The organism is Streptomyces sp. CNB091 (genome assembly GCF_000377965.1).
Map to the genome: position 1 here is coordinate 311702 of NZ_KB898999.1, position 12891 is coordinate 324592.

Sequence of the window (12891 nt, forward strand, 5' to 3'; positions counted from 1 at the left end):
GCCGCCTGCTCGGCCGGCTACGTGCGGAGGTCCCAGCTCGGGCCCTCCGGGGAGTCGAGCCATACGCGCTGGGCCTCGTTGTCGACGGTGAGGCCGTAGCGCTCGGGGCCGGGCTCGTCGTGCTCGGTGAAGACGCGGTGCGCGTCTTCAAGCCGGGACCACAGAGAGCGGGGGCCCGCCTCGCTCACGGTGCCGTCGGCGTGGAGGCTGGCGATCGCGCCATCGCCAGCCTCGAAACGGCCGGAAGAGATGTGACCGCTGAGAACCTGGGTGAGGTTCTTGGCCGGGCCCCTCGTACGGCACGGCGCTACATGGCCCAGATGAAGCGGGCCGGGATCAAGGCCCGCAAGGTGGCAGAGCTGGAAACCGACCAGAAGGCAGCGGGAGACAGGCTCCCTCTGTCGATCTGACCAGGGAATGACGGAGGCCCGGACAGGCTAAAGGTCCGGGCCTCTCATTCATTCCTTCGGTGTCGAGATGATGCCGGTGATCTCCTTGCCGGTGAGCGCTTGGGCGATCTGCCACCGCATCCCGCCCCTGGATCCCTTGATCAGGACAATGTCCCCGGGCTGCAAGATCTTCTCCAGCAGAGCCGTTGCGGTCTCGTTGTCGCGGACGAGCGCCGCTTCGACGCCGGCGTGTGCTGCGCCGAGGGTGGTCTGTTTGGCGAGGTCGCCGCCAACTCCGATGAGTAGGTCGACACCATACTCGGCCGTCGATACTCCGAGGTCCCAGTGTGCCTTTGCGGCCTCGCCGCCCAGCTCCAGCATTTCCCCCAGGACAGCGATCCTCCTGGTGACCGAACCGGGCTCGGTCGCCCGGGGACTCGTCTGCTCAGGCACCTAGAACCACCCCCCGGCCCGCGTAGAAGGCGGCCAGCCGTGCCCAGGGAACCTCAGCGGCCTCCTGCGAGCGGCCGGGGAGGCCGGACGGGTTGTGCAGCAACACTGACTCCTCGGTGGCCCCCACTGCGAGTACGAGGTGTCCGCCTCTACTGGGAGGGTCGATGTCGGGGGTGCGGATCGTCTTGTGAACGGACAGCAAGGCCAAGCTGCCGGACGTGGTGATCTCCGGCAGCTCGTTGACCGGCAGGTCGGGCCGTACTTCAGCGGTCAGCCCCCATCGGGCCCGAACGTACTCGGCGAAGGGACGGTAGATGAGCCCCTTCACCGAGTCGCTTCCCTCCCGCACGTAGGCGCCAGCCTCAAGCAGCTCTCGGACGAGCGGGATGGAGGAAGGGACGGGGTGTCGCCAGTGGTCGAGGGCCATGCGTAAGCAGGCGACACCACACATCCGCGGTGCCCAGAACGCGTACTCCTCGGGGGAGTCGGCTCCACTCTTCTGCCAGAGCGGATCGTCAGCGGCGTCGAGCTGGCCGGAGACGAAGTCGGGTACCAGGTCCGCTGACTCCCACTGGGAGTAGTACGGCACCGCAGGTCTGAAGGTCGAATTGCTCATGCCCCCAGTCTGGCTTAGGGCACGTAGGAGGGCTTGGTAAAGGCCGTCCTGACGACGTGTTGCATGAGCGTCGGGTACGGGATTCCGCCGGCCTTGGCCATGGTGGCGAGGTTGCCGAGTTCGGAAAGGCCGGGGAGGGTGTTGCACTCCAACACGGTGATACGTCCGCTCGCCGCGACCATGAAGTCCACTCGGAGGACGCCGTGGGCGCCGATCATCCGGAAGACTCTGTTGGCGAGGTATTTCATGCTGTCGGTAGTCGGGGCGGGCAGGATCGACGGGCAGTGCTCGGTGCGGAGGCTCAGATCGTGCTTCGAGGCGTAGTCGTAGAAATCCCCCTTCGGCTCAACATCGTGAACCGGCAGGGTCTGCACCCGGCCCTCGACCTCTACGAGTCCCACGGTGCAGGGGATGCCCTGGACGTACTCCTCGACCACCAGCTCGGCGTACTGCTCGGCCTGGGCGGCCTCTACCATGGCGCGCAGCGCATGTTCGTCCTTTGCGATGCCGGCCGCGAGGCTTCCCCCGCCGGACGCGGGCTTGACGAAGGTCGGGAAGCCGAGCGTGTTGCGCACCATGGACAGGGTGCTCTCGACGGAGATCTTCGGGTCCACCATCACCCAGCGAGGGGTGTCGATGCGCTCCTGAGTGAGCAGCCCCTTAAACGTCGGCTTGTGCATGCCGAGCGCGGACGCGAGGACTCCCGACCCGGTGTACGGAATGCCTGCGGTCTCCAGAGACCCTTGGATCTTGCCGTCTTCACCGCCGGCCCATGAAGGGCGAGGAGGGCCACGTCGACAAGATCCCCCAGGGACTCCATGCGGAAGCTGGCAGGGTCGAACGTCTCGGCGTTGAGGCCGACGTCGCGCAGCGCCCGGTGCGCGTGCTCTCCGCTGGCGAGCGCTCCGGCGAGTCGCCACCGCACAGGACGCCGATCCGCAGGGACGTCAGGCCCGTCAAGGTTGTTGCCATGGGGTTCTTCCCCTTATCGGCGGGGGCCGCGATAGCGCCCACTAAGTCGTGGGTTTCAAGGTCAGGAAGCACGCTGCACCTTTCTGCTTGGCGGGGATGAGGGAGTCAGGACAAGTTGCCGTTGCCCTCGTCGGGGTCTTCCTGGGTGAAGTGCCGCAAGAGCGCGGCCGTCACGAGAAGGGGGAACAGAGCGAGGGCCCACTCGCGCCAGTCGCGCAGGCGGCGGGAGGGCTTCACCGCTCGCTCGCTATCGCGAGTGCCAGCGCGATACCGAGCGCGGCGACGCAGAGCACGTACGCGACCTGCTTCCACTTCTCACTCATTCCGAGACCGGCGGCATCGGCCTGTGTGTGGGGGCAGGCCACTCGGCACCAAGTACGCTCGTCGACTGGCGGCGAGCCTGGTCAACGAGGCCAGGGGCGATCGGGTGGGCAGCGCCGTCTTCTCACGGTCGAGTTGGTTGCGGTGCTCGGTCACGAGCCTTCTGAGCATGCGCGCCAGGTCGCGGGCGTAGTTCCACGCGTTGAACACGAGGACGCCGTCGGCAGGGCCGCTGTCAAGAAGGTGCTCAGCTTCCAACAACGTGCGCCGCAGATCGAAGCTGCCATCGTCCCGAACTTCCTCGACGAAGAGCGCGAGCTGTCCTCGGAGCTGAAGTGTGTACACGTCGATCTCTTCGCGCGTGGTCGTCCCGAGCTTGAGCCCCAGGGCTTCATCCGCAGCGCGATCCGCTTCCTCGATGTCAAGAGGAAGCTCGGTCTCGTCCGAAGCCGTGCCATTCCCGGCCGGCCCCTGTGGCCGGCTTGTGGTGATTTCCGTCATGAGAGAACTCCTGGCCCGTGAAGGGCATGGGGGGAGTGCGCACGCACCGGGCGTCTGCGCTCTGTAGTTGCTTCGTGCGCTCATGGGCAACTGTTAGTAATCGTTGCACCGCAGCAAGTACCGTTGGAAGGGTTCCAGCAGAATTCTGCGAGCTAGTTTCTGCGCGAAGTGCCGCGCGGGAGCGTCATGTTGGCGTCCCCAGGCGAGAGGTTCTGCGGGAGAGCAGAAGTCGCCTTGCAGGAGCGAGACATTCTCCGTCACACTGGGTTACACATACTGGGAGGCAAAAATGATCACGAGCGCAGAGGCCGCGACTCCTGCCCTCTGTCGCCTCCAGTTAGGTCTTGAGCTCAAGCAACTCCGCGTGGCCGCGGGGCTCACGTCCACTCAGGTGGTCCGTAAGCTGATGTGCAGTCCCTCGAAGCTCACCAGGTTGGAGCACGGAGAGAACGCTGTGGTCGAGCCTGCTGACGTCATGGCGCTCTGTGAGATCTACGGGGCGGACCCCGAGACCCGGGCTACGCTGGTGGGCTATGCCGCAGTAACCAAGACCAAGAAGGACTGGTGGCAGTCGCCGGAGTATCGGCCGGCGATAGCTCCGAGTTTCAAGGCGTATCTTGCTCTCGAAGCAACCGCCGAGGCCCTGCACGACTACCAGGCCGAGTTCGTTCCGGGGCTGCTTCAGACCGAGGAGTACGTCCGAGTCATCCACCAGCGGGCACACGAGGGCCTGCCGCCTGACGAGATCGATCGCGTTGTTGTCGTGCGGATGACTCGTCAAGAAGCTCTACGTCGAGACGAGCGCCCGCTCAAGTCTGCGTCGATCATCAACGAGGCGGTGCTGTATCGGGCGGTGGGAGGGGCATCGGTGATGCGGGCGCAGTTGGAGCACTTGGCGGAGATGGTGTCTCACCCTTCCATCACCCTTCAGATCATCCCGTTCAAGGCCGGGGCACACGCGGGCATGAACGGTGCCTTCACGTTGCTTCGTCTCCCGGACGCGCAGCCGATCGTCTACCTGGAGAACCTGGACGGGGCATCTGTCACCCGGAGACCCGGGAACGTGAAGGCGTACGAGGAGGCGTTCACGGACCTTCAGATTCTTGCTGTGGGGAAACAAGAATCCCTCAGCATGATTAGCAAAGCGATCAAGGAGCATTGAATAATGAACGGAAACGCCGTGCTGGCCGGCGCCAGCTGGTTCACGTCGAGCTACAGCAACGACCAGGGCGGCGCATGTGTTGAGGGCGCGCGGCTGCATGGGGCGAGAATGGCCGTGCGGGACTCCAAGGACCGGGAGGTCGGTACCTTCGTCTTCCCTGCGGCGTCGTGGGGGGCCTTCGTGGACGCCGTCAAGCAAGACACCTTGGCCTGACCCGAATCTCAAGGCCCCCCGGCTCGTTGAGCGGGGGGCTTCACCTTTTTGGCCTTCGTCGCTCTCGCAGCTAACGGTCGGCTTACCAGGCGCTCAGCCCCGTGAACGGGGCTATCCAGGACGGCTCCGACGCCGTGATCACACCAGACACAGCAAGATCGTTTCATGGTGCCCAGCACAACGTCGAGAATCCACCTATGACGGAAAAGCTGGTGAGGTTCATCAAGGCGCGGCTGGACGAGGAGGCAGACTTGGCCCGGCGCTGCGACGGTGACGGATGCGGGGAGTGGTCTGCTAACGGACACACGGTCGACTTCTGCCAGGTTGACCTCTCCGGGTTCCATCCCACGATCGCTCTGCATGTGGCCCTGCACGACCCGGCCCGTGTCTTGCGCGAGATCGAGGCCAAGCGGCGCATTCTCGCGCGTCACGCCCGGGACCCCTGGCCGTGCCACGACCTACGTGACCTTGCCTCGCCTTACACCGACCACCCTGACTTCCCCGCACGGGCCTGAAGCGGCGCAGCACGCAAACAGGGGCCCGAGTACGGCCGCGTGTTGGACTGAGCTTCGGCCTCCGGAGATCATTTACGGGACAGGTCTTAGCTTGACTCTGTCGGGGATCTTGGAGTGGTCGAGGTCAGGTGCCCAGGGTTCGCCAGGATTTCAGTCGGGGCAGCGCGCGCTGGTCGAGGTAGTTCTGGAAGGCAGTCGGTCGGCGGGGTGCAGGTGCGTTCTCAGCAGGTGGCAGTTTGCTGAGGCGCTCGATGTTGACGGCGATGGCCGTCAGGACGTGTTGGATGTGGGCTTTCCCCTGTCCTCGGTAGCGGCAGCGTCGCATGCCGTGTCCGTGGGCGAACTCGTTGACCGTGCCCTCCGCTCCGGAGCGGATCGCGTAGCGGGCCTTCCATTCGGGCGTCTGCTGCTCTGTTCGGACACGGAGTTGCAGATCGCGGAGTTCTCGCGGGGGAAAGCCCACCGTGCGGGCGCTGTCTGCGGTGCTGGTGCACTGCGCGCGGGTTGGGCAGGGGCGGCACTGACTCTTGGTGAACCTGGCCACGATCAGCGGAGCCGCGGTGGGTGAGGATGTCGGGTAGGGGCCGTGCCAGCCGGGGCTGACCTGTCCCTGGGGGCAGGTGACCTGTTGGCGGTCGTAGTCGATGTGGAAGTCGTCCCGGGCGAAGCCCTCGTTCCGACGGTGCTGGCGGGTGGGGTTGCTGTTCAGCGGCCCGGAGACGGTGACCTGGTGGTCACGGGTGGCTTGTTCCAGGAGGGGCAGGGAGGTGTAGCCGGCGTCGACCAGGTGCTCGGCGGGCAGCAGTCCGCGACGGGCCAGGCGGGTGTGGATGCCGGGCAGGACCTTGCTGTCGTGGGTGGTGGCCGCGGTGGTGGCCACGTCCGTGATCACGTTGGGGCTGTCGGGAGCACAGGTCTCGGTCAGGTGAGCGGTAAACCCCTTCCAGCTGATGATGTGTCCATGGCGTGCGTAGCGGGCCGAGGTGTCGTAGGGGGAGACGATCGCCCGGAACGAGGGCGGCAGCCCGGGCCCGTCTTCCTTTTCGGCGGTGCGCCAGCGCAGGTGTCCTGCGGTGTCATGGTGGTAGTTCTGCACGATGATCTGGCGCAGGGCCTGGACGCGAGGGCCGGACGCGCGGGCCGCTCCGTGCTGGTAGAGGTGTTCCAGTAGCCGGACAGCATCACTTCCGGTGGCAAGGATCCTGGTCTTGGGCCTGGTGGGGTTCTTGCCCAGGCGGACCGGCCGCCCGTAGCGGCGCCCCCAGTCCTCGACGACCAGTTCGTCCAGCAGGTGAGGGGCGGTGCCGGCGACTTCTTCGAGTGCGGCGCGGACCGCCTCGGTGATCAGCTCCAGGCGGGTCAAGTCGCGCACCAAGGCCAGGACGTGGGTGGAGTCGGTTCGCTGCGTGGTGCGCTCGCGCACCAGTCCGGCCTCCTTGAGGCGGGTCAGCGCGAGGTCGAGGAGGCGGTCGGCGCGGTCATCTTCGGCGAGACGGTCGCGGAAATCGGCCAGCACGCTGTGGTGGAAGCCGGGGTCATCCAGCTCCATGGCCATCGCGTACTTGAAGTCGATGCGGCAGCGGACCGCCTCGGCGGCCTGCCGGTCCGACAGACCGAGCAAGAACTGCAGCACACAGACGGTGGCCAGTTGAGCAGGCGAGAGACCCGGACGCCCGTCACGCGGGTGCCAGTCCGCGAAGTCCTCGTCGCACCACAGCCCATCCAGCCGATCGCGCACCCATATCGCCGTTGTACCAGCCGGGTTGCTCGCCCGCGCGATCCGCGCAGTCAGAGGCGGAACTTGCTCACCGGAACGGGGGCGAAGGGACAACGGGCACCTCGACAGCTGCATCGGTCGGCGGAACTATCCGAGCATGCCCGTCGATCGTGCTGCCGCACCGGGAAACTCCAAGACCCCGACAGAGTCAAGTTAGGAGACCTGGTTGCTCTGCGCGGCTTGCCGTGGACCGGGGTTCAGATGGCGTCCTCGCAGAAGCCATCGAGAAGGGCCTCAGGTCGCCACCCCGCCGCCTCCGTCGCGGTCGCGTCGTACGTCCTCCCGGATCCGCTCCGCCATCAGACCGGCGAGCGGATCCGTCACGTCCCAGGAGTGCGCGGCGGGGTGCCGCTCGTACAGCACGCAGGCGTCCCCGTCCTTGACGGACAGCCGGTGGATGACGGCCGGGCACGGCAGCAGTTCCGCGAAGCGGAACTGCTGCCGCCCGTCGCCATCGGTCCAGAACATCCACAGATTCCGCCCGGCCGGAGCCGCAGCCGACCAGAGCTGGGCCGCCTGCTCGGCCGGCTACGTGCGGAGGTCCCAGCTCGGGCCCTCCGGGGAGTCGAGCCATACGCGCTGGGCCTCGTTGTCGACGGTGAGGCCGTAGCGCTCGGGGCCGGGCTCGTCGTGCTCGGTGAAGACGCGGTGCGCGTCTTCAAGCCGGGACCACAGAGAGCGGGGGCCGGCCTCGCTCACGGTGCCGTCGGCGTGGAGGCTGGCGATCGCGCCATCGGCGGACCAGACGCGGACAGCGGTCGGCTTCTTGTCCGCGTCGAGGTCGTACTGCCAGTCGAGGTCGGGCTCGACGATGCTCAGCAGGAAGCGGTACGCGTTGTTGGCAACCGCGGCGGCGGGTACGTCCGTGGGGCGGCCCTCGCCGGTGGGGAGCTCGGGCCGGCGCGTCGGGACGCCGTCACCGGCGGCGCGTCGCAGCGGCATGAAGTAGGCGCCTCCGGGGAGGAACTGGCCCTCGGCTTTGAGGGGGCCGGTGCGGAGGATGCGGACCAAGGCGTTGCCGAGCGGGGCGAGGATCTGGCCTGCGCCGATGCCGGTGACGGTGCCATCGGCGAGTTGGCGTACCCAGGCGGGTGGTACGGAGTCGATGCGGCAGGTGGCGATGATGCGGTCGTACGGAGCGAGTTCCGCGTGTCCGTACGCGCCGTCGGCGAGGACGACACGCGGTTCGTATCCGGCTTCGGCGAGATGAGCGCGCGCTGCGGTGATGAGTTCGGGCTCGGTGTCGACGGTGGTCACGAGGTGGCTGCCGAGGCGGTGCGCGAGGAGTGCGGCGTTGTAGCCGGTCCCTGTGCCGATCTCCAGCGCCTTCATTCCTACACCGTCCTCGACCCGCAATGCCTCCAGCATCGTCGCCATGATCGAAGGCTGAGAGCTCGACGAGGTCGCCGCGCCGTCAGTGCGGTGCGTGACCAAGGCCCGGTCCTTGTGCACGGCCTCGAACCACTGGTCGCGCGTCTCGGCGTCGTCTGCAGAGATTTTGCGGCCAGTGTGGTCGTAGAAGTAGGGGACGAATACGTGCCGGGGCACTCTCGCGAACGCGGCTTGCCAGGCGGAGTCGGTCACGTCGCCTGAGTCGACCAGGGCTTGGGCGAGTCTGGCGCGTCCGACGGCGGCGGCCTGGGCGAGGTCGGGATCGGTGGTCACGGGGTGCCCTTCTCCAGTAGATCGGCGAGAGCGTGGGTGATGGCCTCGCGGGTGAGGTCGATCCACGCCCATTGCCCGCCGGGGTTCACGTCGATCAGGTAGTGCGTGCCTGTGGTGTCGACGATGAGGTCGAGCGCGGCGTAGACGAGGCCGAGGCCGCGCAGCATGGCGCGTATGCCGTGGGCGACGTCGCTCGGGAGCTCGGCGGGTGTGTAGGCGAGTATCGACGAGTCGCGGCGCCAGTCGAGGCTGGCGGGGCCTTCTGGTGCGTGGACGGCGACGGGAAAGAGCTGCCCGGCGACGGCGGTGACGCGCACCTCGAACGCCTTGTCGGTGATCTCGCGCTGGAACAGGTGGGCGGTGAGCCCAATGCGCGGGTCGCCGAACTGTTCGGGCGGGACGCGACGGGTGTACAGCTGCCCGCGCTTGCCGTCCTCGGTGTGGACGATACTGCCGAACACCTTGGTCACGATGCGCCCGCCGCACTTGGCGGCGAACGGGGCAACAGCGCCCGGGTCGTTCGTGATCAGCGTCTCCGGGACGCGGAGCCCGGCCTCGGCCGCAGCGGCGAGCTGTGCCGGCTTCGTGCAGTCGGCGTTCCGCTCTGGTCGGTTGACCCACAGCACGTCGGGGAGCGAGCCGAGCACACCCGGGAGCGCGCCCTTGGCCTGCGACGCGGCGAAGCGTCGTTCGGGTTCGCTCATGGTGTCAGGGAAGGAGTACCTGGTGGGTTTGCGCCACCACACCGATCGGACCTCGGACAGGTCGACGCCCCGCAGCTGGTCGTACATCCGTCCGCGCCATCGGCCATCGGGCCGTAACTCGGCGGTGAGCGTCGACCGGCTGGGGAAGTCGGCCAGGTCCGTACGCCAGAACGGCACGCCGCGCTCGCCCAGCTCACGCAACAGAAAGTCGGCGGTGGGGTCGAGTGCGTAGGTGATGACGAGCACGCGAGGCGCCACCGCGCCGCGCGTGCTCTCCCCATGGGTGGGGGTCATCAGTCGTCGTTCTGGTCGGTGTCGATGGCGATGGCGTCCCTGCCGTCCGTCTCGGTGTTGCACGACGTACCGGCCATCGCCTCGCTGTAGATGGCGATGGCGCCTTCGACAAGCGAGAGCTGCGAGTCCGGATCGACCGAGACCGCGGGCTGCCGGCCTACGGTGACAGGGGTGGTCAGTGCGTCCAGTCCGAAGGGCCGGGTGGCCGGAGGGCCAGCAGGCTGGGAGCGGGTCACGTGCGAGAGAGTCGGGACACGGTCAACGAGTACGGACATCACTGTCGCCTTTCACTGGAGTCGATGGTGCGGTAATTTCCGCCCAGCCGCCCGAGGAAAATGAACGCGCCTCGGGCACCGCGGCATCCGTTCGGGAGGACCTGCGCTCCGCCGAACCCAGCATCCGAGCGCAACTCCCATACCTACACGGTTGGTTCGTTCATCCAGGCAACCTCCAGGGCGCGTCCGGGGGTACCGTCGGAAGGGGTGGCAAGGGGTGGCACTTGAACTACCGGCCGCGGCGAAGGGGCAGGAACTCGACATGACGTCACCGAACAAAGACCTCGCACGGTGGCTTGAGCGCTCTGGCATGAGTAACAAGGAATTGGCTCGCCGCATCAAAGCCGCAGCTCAGGCATGGGGTCAGCCGCACATTCAGACGGACGCCACAGCGGTGAGGCGCTGGCTGGCCGGCCTTCAGCCACGGCCTCCGGTGCCGGAGATCATCGCCGACGTGATCTCCGCGAGCATCGGATTTCGGGTCACCACGTACGACCTCGGCTTCGCCGAGGGCGGCACCGCAGAGCGTTCGCTCGCCTACAACTCCTCTTTCGCCGTTACGGTGGAAGCCGTTGCCGACTTGGGGAGAGCGGACGTGGATCGTCGAAAGTTCCTGGCGGCGGCACCTTTCGCCGCAGTCGCAGCCGTTGGGCCCTCGCGCGACTGGCTGCTCAACACCATTGATCAGCAACCGGATCCCGGCCCGCGCGTACGCCTTGAAGACGTCACCGCGGTGAAGAACATGTTCGGCGAGTTCCAGAGAATGGACGTACTCCAGGGCGGCGGCTCGGGCCGTCTCATCCTCGCCGAGTACATGAATCAGCACGTCTACCCGCTGCTGCGCCGAACGCATGCGGACGAGGTGCGGCGGGCGCTGTGCGAAGCGGCGGCCGAACAGACGTACCTCCTCGGATGGATGGCGTACGACACCGGAGAACATGGCACGGCCCAGCGCTGCTTGATCCAGTCGCTGCGGCTGGCGGAGGAGTCCAAGAACGCGGCGCTCGGCGCCCACGTCCTCGCGGGTATGGCCGACCAGGCGACGCTCCTCGGCGACCCGGCGGAGGGCCGGCGGCTTGCCCAGGCCGGCCGCGCCGGGCTGGGCAGGAACACCTCCCCCGCATGCCTCGCCGATCTATGGGCCCTGGAGGCTCGTGCGCTGGCGAAGCTCGGTGACAAGTCCGACGCTGCTCGGGCTGTGGCGCAGTCCGAGACGGCGTACGGCCGCGTACGGCTGGAGGACGAGCAGGAGTGGGCGGCGTTCATCGACCCCGCCTACCTCCATGGCGAGCACGCGAACACCTTCCGGGACCTCGGACAGGCCGAGGCCGCCGAGCGGCACGCTCGCCAGTCGATCGACCACGCCCGCAAGCAGCGCCGCGCCCGCCGGGGTGCCATGTCGCAGGCCGCACTCGCTGTATCCCACTTGCAGCGGCGTGACCTTGAGGCGGCCCACTCCGCAGGGCTGCGGACACTCTCGCTGTCACGGCAGGTCAAGAGTTCGCGGTGCGTCGAGGCCGTGCAGGACTTGCAGCGACGTATGGAGCCGTTCGGGACGCATCGCCTGGTGGCCGACTTCAACGAACGGGCGCGTGAGCTGGTCGCCGCAGCGTAACGACCGCACCTCAACGACAAAGGTGCCCCGCCTCGGCATCAACCGAGGTGGGGCGCGCACCGGTAGCGGGTAAGTGGTACTCGATGCAGCCGTGCCAGTATCAGCCGTCGACGAACACGGCGACGCGGACCTTGGTCAACACGATGTCGGCCGTTGGCGCCGAGAGCCTCACCGTTCGAAACGCAGGCGCCGACAATTTCACGCAGGTGCTGACCGGCCTGCTCGATCGTGATGACGTCACCCGCGTCCGACAAAGTCGACTGGCGTCCCCGTCCACAGGGATGGCCGGTCAGTCCCCCATGGAGAACCGAAAGACCGTGGACTGCCTGGCCGTGAAACCCAGCCGCTCGTACAACCGGTTCGCCGCCTCACGGTCCGGACGGGACGTGAGGTCCACTGTCCGTGCTCCCGCATCCCGAGCCATGCCCACAGCATGTCGGGTCAGTGCTCCTGCCACTCCCTGGCCGCGTGCCGACCGGTCGACAACCACATCCTCCACCCGAGCCCGAAGTCCAGATGGAAGGGGGAACAGCAGCAGCGTCAGCGTCCCGACGATCTCACCCGCTACCCGCGCCACCAGCACGACGTTGGAGTCGCACCGCAGCAACCGGCCAACTGCTTCATGGTCCAGAGGCTTCGCCGACGTCGACAGTTGCGGCAACAGGCGACCGAACGCCTCCACGACTTCCTGGGTGGGCTGCTGAACGACTTCCACTCCGACACTCATGGGCATGAGCTTATCGATCACCTCCTGGTAGGAGGCCTGGTTGCTCTGCGCGGCTTGTCGTGGACCGGGGTTCAGATGGCGTCCTCGCAGAAGCCATCGAGAAGGGCCTCAGGTCGCCACCCCGCCGCCTCCGTCGCGGTCGCGGCGTACGTCCTCCCGGATGCGCTCCGCCATAAGGTCGGCGAGCGGGTCTCTCACGTCCCAGGAGTGCGCGGCGGGGTGCCGGTCGTACAGCACGCAGGCGTCTCCGTCCTTGACGGACAGGCGGTGGATGACGGCCGGGCACGGCAGCAGTTCCGCGAAGCGGAACTTCCGGCGCCCGTCGCCATCGGTCCAGAACATCCACAGATCCCGCCCGGCCGGAGCCGAGGCCGACCAGAGCTGGGCCGCGTGCTCGACCCCCTCGTCATGCTCGCCGAGCTCACAGAGCAGGCAGTCGTCCAGGTCGGGCGCGTCCGACGCCTGGCCGGGGCCGTCCGCCAGGCCCATGAGCGCGACCCGCGCACCCATCTCGGGGAGTTCACTGAAGGCGGTGCACTGCAACATGACGCTCATCCTTGCCGGAGAGAAGAGAGAGGGACAGAGGCACGGGCGGGGGCGGGGGCCAGGGGGCGCATGACGAGCCCGTACCAGGACGCGGTGTCCCGGGCGACGAACTCGTACGGCAGCCCCTCCGCGAGCCGCCCCAGCGC

The 12891-nt window shown here is 67.4% G+C and carries 16 protein-coding genes and 1 pseudogene; 5 read left to right on the forward strand and 12 right to left on the reverse strand.

The annotated features are described in order from the left end of the window. Positions 1-17: 17 nt before the first annotated feature. Complete coding sequence (locus tag D581_RS1000000140835) at positions 18-188, reverse strand: hypothetical protein (RefSeq protein WP_018958898.1); 171 nt, start codon at positions 186-188, stop codon at positions 18-20. Between the two features lie 12 nt (positions 189-200). On the opposite strand from D581_RS1000000140835, the gene D581_RS1000000141335 reads away from it, so the two are divergent. Beyond that, entirely contained in the window at positions 201-410 is a 210-nt protein-coding gene (locus D581_RS1000000141335) for a hypothetical protein (protein ID WP_158688619.1), read from the forward strand. Positions 411-458: 48 nt separating this feature from the next. Here the strand turns inward: D581_RS1000000141335 and D581_RS0119550 are convergent, their stop codons facing one another. From D581_RS0119550 to D581_RS1000000139020, 4 genes are all read right to left on the reverse strand, one after another. After that, positions 459-842, reverse strand: a complete 384-nt coding sequence (locus D581_RS0119550) for a glutamate ligase domain-containing protein (protein WP_486585857.1) — start codon at positions 840-842, stop codon at positions 459-461. Then, positions 835-1458, reverse strand: coding sequence for a C39 family peptidase (locus tag D581_RS0119555; protein ID WP_026290698.1), 624 nt, complete (start codon positions 1456-1458; stop codon positions 835-837). Before D581_RS0119555 ends, D581_RS0119550 begins: the two co-directional genes overlap by 8 nt. 14 nt (positions 1459-1472) lie before the next feature. Beyond that, on the reverse strand, positions 1473-2138 hold the full coding sequence (locus tag D581_RS1000000138655) for an ATP-binding protein (protein WP_018958902.1): 666 nt from the start codon (positions 2136-2138) through the stop codon (positions 1473-1475). Positions 2139-2745: 607 nt separating this feature from the next. Beyond that, positions 2746-3252 carry a DUF6415 family natural product biosynthesis protein gene (locus D581_RS1000000139020; RefSeq protein WP_018958905.1) on the reverse strand — a complete coding sequence of 169 codons (507 nt, stop codon included), beginning with the start codon at positions 3250-3252 and terminating at the stop codon, positions 2746-2748. Between the two features lie 289 nt (positions 3253-3541). On the opposite strand from D581_RS1000000139020, the gene D581_RS0119580 reads away from it, so the two are divergent. The 3 genes from D581_RS0119580 to D581_RS0119590 all read left to right on the forward strand — a co-directional run bounded on the left by D581_RS0119580 (position 3542) and on the right by D581_RS0119590 (position 5142). After that, positions 3542-4414 (forward strand): Scr1 family TA system antitoxin-like transcriptional regulator, encoded by an 873-nt coding sequence (locus tag D581_RS0119580; RefSeq protein WP_018958906.1) that lies wholly within the window; start codon positions 3542-3544, stop codon positions 4412-4414. Between the two features lie 3 nt (positions 4415-4417). Continuing rightward, positions 4418-4627, forward strand: coding sequence for a DUF397 domain-containing protein (locus D581_RS0119585; RefSeq protein ID WP_018958907.1), 210 nt, complete (start codon positions 4418-4420; stop codon positions 4625-4627). A 197-nt stretch (positions 4628-4824) separates the two neighbouring features. Then, positions 4825-5142, forward strand: coding sequence for a DUF6221 family protein (locus D581_RS0119590; protein ID WP_018958908.1), 318 nt, complete (start codon positions 4825-4827; stop codon positions 5140-5142). Positions 5143-5266: 124 nt separating this feature from the next. On the opposite strand, the gene D581_RS0119595 is transcribed toward D581_RS0119590, so the two are convergent. The 5 genes and pseudogenes from D581_RS0119595 to tgmA form a co-directional block, all read right to left on the reverse strand. Continuing rightward, positions 5267-6880: an IS1182 family transposase gene (locus D581_RS0119595; RefSeq protein WP_018958909.1), complete on the reverse strand. Its 1614-nt coding sequence runs from the start codon at positions 6878-6880 to the stop codon at positions 5267-5269. Positions 6881-7153: 273 nt separating this feature from the next. Further along, positions 7154-7441: pseudogene (locus D581_RS01000000137485) on the reverse strand (hypothetical protein); the annotation flags it as partial. Between the two features lie 6 nt (positions 7442-7447). Next, a complete protein-coding gene (locus tag D581_RS0119605; protein WP_018958911.1) occupies positions 7448-8584 on the reverse strand; it encodes a methyltransferase domain-containing protein in 1137 nt (378 codons plus the stop codon). Beyond that, positions 8581-9582, reverse strand: coding sequence for an MvdC/MvdD family ATP grasp protein (locus tag D581_RS0119610; RefSeq protein ID WP_018958912.1), 1002 nt, complete (start codon positions 9580-9582; stop codon positions 8581-8583). The genes D581_RS0119605 and D581_RS0119610 overlap by 4 nt, the downstream gene beginning before the upstream one ends. After that, positions 9582-9818: a putative ATP-grasp-modified RiPP gene (tgmA, locus tag D581_RS0119615; protein ID WP_158688620.1), complete on the reverse strand. Its 237-nt coding sequence runs from the start codon at positions 9816-9818 to the stop codon at positions 9582-9584. The genes D581_RS0119610 and tgmA overlap by 1 nt, the downstream gene beginning before the upstream one ends. A gap of 301 nt (positions 9819-10119) precedes the next feature. On the opposite strand from tgmA, the gene D581_RS0119620 reads away from it, so the two are divergent. After that, positions 10120-11472: an NsdA family TPR-like regulatory protein gene (locus D581_RS0119620; RefSeq protein ID WP_026290700.1), complete on the forward strand. Its 1353-nt coding sequence runs from the start codon at positions 10120-10122 to the stop codon at positions 11470-11472. 289 nt (positions 11473-11761) lie between these two features. Here the strand turns inward: D581_RS0119620 and D581_RS0119625 are convergent, their stop codons facing one another. Both D581_RS0119625 and D581_RS0119630 read right to left on the reverse strand, forming a co-directional pair. Continuing rightward, entirely contained in the window at positions 11762-12199 is a 438-nt protein-coding gene (locus D581_RS0119625; RefSeq protein ID WP_032752847.1) for a GNAT family N-acetyltransferase, read from the reverse strand. Between the two features lie 108 nt (positions 12200-12307). Further along, positions 12308-12745: a hypothetical protein gene (locus D581_RS0119630; RefSeq protein ID WP_018958916.1), complete on the reverse strand. Its 438-nt coding sequence runs from the start codon at positions 12743-12745 to the stop codon at positions 12308-12310. Positions 12746-12891: the final 146 nt, after the last annotated feature.

What these genes read in the sequence shown, in the direction of transcription:
- D581_RS0119555 (WP_026290698.1), bottom strand. Translation starts at nt 1,458, where the DNA reads ATGAGCAATTCGACCTTCAGACCTGCGGTGCCGTACTACTCCCAGTGG.
- D581_RS1000000138655 (WP_018958902.1), bottom strand. Translation starts at nt 2,138, where the DNA reads ATGCACAAGCCGACGTTTAAGGGGCTGCTCACTCAGGAGCGCATCGAC.
- D581_RS1000000139020 (WP_018958905.1), bottom strand. Translation starts at nt 3,252, where the DNA reads ATGACGGAAATCACCACAAGCCGGCCACAGGGGCCGGCCGGGAATGGC.
- D581_RS0119580 (WP_018958906.1), top strand. Translation starts at nt 3,542, where the DNA reads ATGATCACGAGCGCAGAGGCCGCGACTCCTGCCCTCTGTCGCCTCCAG.
- D581_RS0119585 (WP_018958907.1), top strand. Translation starts at nt 4,418, where the DNA reads ATGAACGGAAACGCCGTGCTGGCCGGCGCCAGCTGGTTCACGTCGAGC.
- D581_RS0119590 (WP_018958908.1), top strand. Translation starts at nt 4,825, where the DNA reads ATGACGGAAAAGCTGGTGAGGTTCATCAAGGCGCGGCTGGACGAGGAG.
- D581_RS0119610 (WP_018958912.1), bottom strand. Translation starts at nt 9,582, where the DNA reads ATGACCCCCACCCATGGGGAGAGCACGCGCGGCGCGGTGGCGCCTCGC.
- D581_RS0119620 (WP_026290700.1), top strand. Translation starts at nt 10,120, where the DNA reads ATGACGTCACCGAACAAAGACCTCGCACGGTGGCTTGAGCGCTCTGGC.
- D581_RS0119625 (WP_032752847.1), bottom strand. Translation starts at nt 12,199, where the DNA reads ATGAGTGTCGGAGTGGAAGTCGTTCAGCAGCCCACCCAGGAAGTCGTG.
- D581_RS0119630 (WP_018958916.1), bottom strand. Translation starts at nt 12,745, where the DNA reads ATGTTGCAGTGCACCGCCTTCAGTGAACTCCCCGAGATGGGTGCGCGG.